General features: G+C 67.1%; 2 protein-coding genes. Both read left to right on the top strand.

Translation table 11 applies throughout. The annotated features are described in order from the left end of the window. Positions 1 to 648, top strand: a 648-nt coding sequence (locus PMI12_RS26055) for a phosphopantetheine-binding protein (protein WP_007838685.1), incomplete at its 5' end; no start/stop codon positions are given. Then, on the top strand, positions 648 to 2050 hold a 1403-nt coding region (locus tag PMI12_RS26050), incomplete at its 3' end, for a condensation domain-containing protein (protein ID WP_007838683.1). The genes PMI12_RS26055 and PMI12_RS26050, both read left to right, overlap by 1 nt.

The raw sequence follows: 2050 nt of genomic DNA, 5'->3' as shown, positions 1-2050 counted from the left end.
TGGAACCCCGAAGGCCAATTGGAGTACCTGGGCCGCATCGACCACCAGGTGAAGGTGCGGGGCTTCCGCATCGAGCTCGGGGAGATCGAGGCGCAGTTGCTGGCACAACGGGAGGTGCGAGAGGCGGTGGTCATCGCCAACGAAGGCCCGACGGGCACGCGGCTCGTGGGTTACGTGTCGGGGCAAGACCTCGACACGACGGCACTGCGCGAACGCCTGGGCGAAGCACTGCCCGACTACATGGTGCCGAGCATGCTGATGGTGCTCGACGCACTGCCGCTGAACGCCAACGGCAAGGTGGACCGCAACGCGTTGCCGGCGCCGGAGTTCTCGGCGGGCAACGCATATGAAACGCCACTGGGAGAGACGGAAGAGAAGCTGTCCGCGATCTGGGCGGAAGTGCTGGGCGTGCAGCGCGTGGGCCGCAACGACAACTTCTTCGAACTCGGCGGCCATTCGCTGCTGTCCGCGCGGCTCGTGGCGCGCCTGCATGCCGCCATGCACAGTGAACTCACCATCCGCGACGTCTTCCAGTACCCGACCCTGGCTGCCATGGCTGCCCGGATCGCCGGGGCCCTCCGGGACAGCCCCGTGGTCCAGGCCCTTTCAGAAATCGATTCGCTGATCGACAGCATGGAGACCGTTTGATGGAAACCACCGCAGCCCGCCGCATCGCCGAGCGCTTCTCCCGGTTGCCGGCCGAGCAGCGCCGCGTGGTGTACGAGGGCATCCGTTCCAAGGGCCTGACGCTCGATCAGTTTCCCATCCTGCCGCGCGAAGACGCCGCGCAGGACCGCTGCCATGTCTCCTACGCGCAGTTGCGCCAGTGGTTCCTGTGGCAGCTCGATCCGCAGAGCACGGCCTATCACGTGAGCGATGCGCTCAAGCTCACGGGGGCGCTGGACGTGGACGCGGTGCGAACCAGCTTCGAGGCATTGGTGGCACGCCACGAATCGTTGCGCACGGTGTTTCGCGCCGATGCCGACGGACTCGCCGAGCAGGTAATTCGCGAGGACGGCCAACTCGACTTCTCGCTGCTGGACCTGAGCCTGGCGGACGCCGGCGCTCGCGAGGCCATGGCCCGCGAAGCGGCACGGCGCATCGGCAACACGCCCTTCGACCTGACGCGGGGACCGCTGATGAGGGTGGCGCTGATCCGCCTGGCGCCCGAAACGCACGTGCTGGTGCTGGTAATGCACCACATCGTCTCGGACGGCGGGTCGCTGCAGATCATCGTGGACGAGTTCGCGGCGCAGTACCGCGCTTGCGTGCAGCACGAAGCAGTGGTGTTGCAGCCGATGCCGATCCAGTATGCCGACTACGCAGTGTGGCAGCGGCACTGGCTGGAGGCCGGCGAGCTGGAGCGCCAGCTCGCCTACTGGAAGACGCAGCTCGGCGGGACGCAGCCGGTGCTGCAACTGCCGCTCGACCACGCCCGCAGGCCCGATGGCCGGTACGGTGCGGCCACCCACCGGTTCGAAGTGCCCGCGTCGCTGGTTCAGGGCCTGCAGAAGCGGGCCCGGCATCAGGAGGGCACGCTGTTCATGGTGCTGCTGGCCGGTTTCCAGGTGCTGCTGGGCCGCTACAGCGGCCAGGAAGACATTCGCGTGGGCGTGCCGATCGCGAATCGCCATCGCATGGAGACCGAAGGCATGGTTGGCTTTTTCGTCAACACGCAGGTGCTGCGCGCGCTGGTGGACAGCCGCACCAGCCTGCTGCAGGTGCTGGCGCAGGCGCACGAAGCGGCGCTGGGTGCGCAGATGCATCAGGACCTGCCGTTCGAGCAACTGGTCGAAGCGCTGCAGCCGGAGCGTGTGCCGGGCATCCAGCCGTTGTTCCAGGTGTTGTTCAATCATCAGCGCGGAGATTTCTCGGGACTGGATGGGCTGCCGGGCCTTGCGCTGGAACCCTACGGCCTGGGGGCGCAGGCCGCGCAGTTCGATCTGATGCTGGTCACCGACGAGAGCCCTGACGGTCGGCTGCATGCGACGTTCAGCTACGCGGCGGAGCTGTTCGAGGCGCGGACCATGGAGCGCATGGCGGACCATTA

The organism is Variovorax sp. CF313, assembly GCF_000282635.1.
Lineage (GTDB): Bacteria > Pseudomonadota > Gammaproteobacteria > Burkholderiales > Burkholderiaceae_C > Variovorax.
Note: the sequence above shows the minus strand (reverse complement) of the source record. Positions and strands in the feature narration are given on the sequence as shown.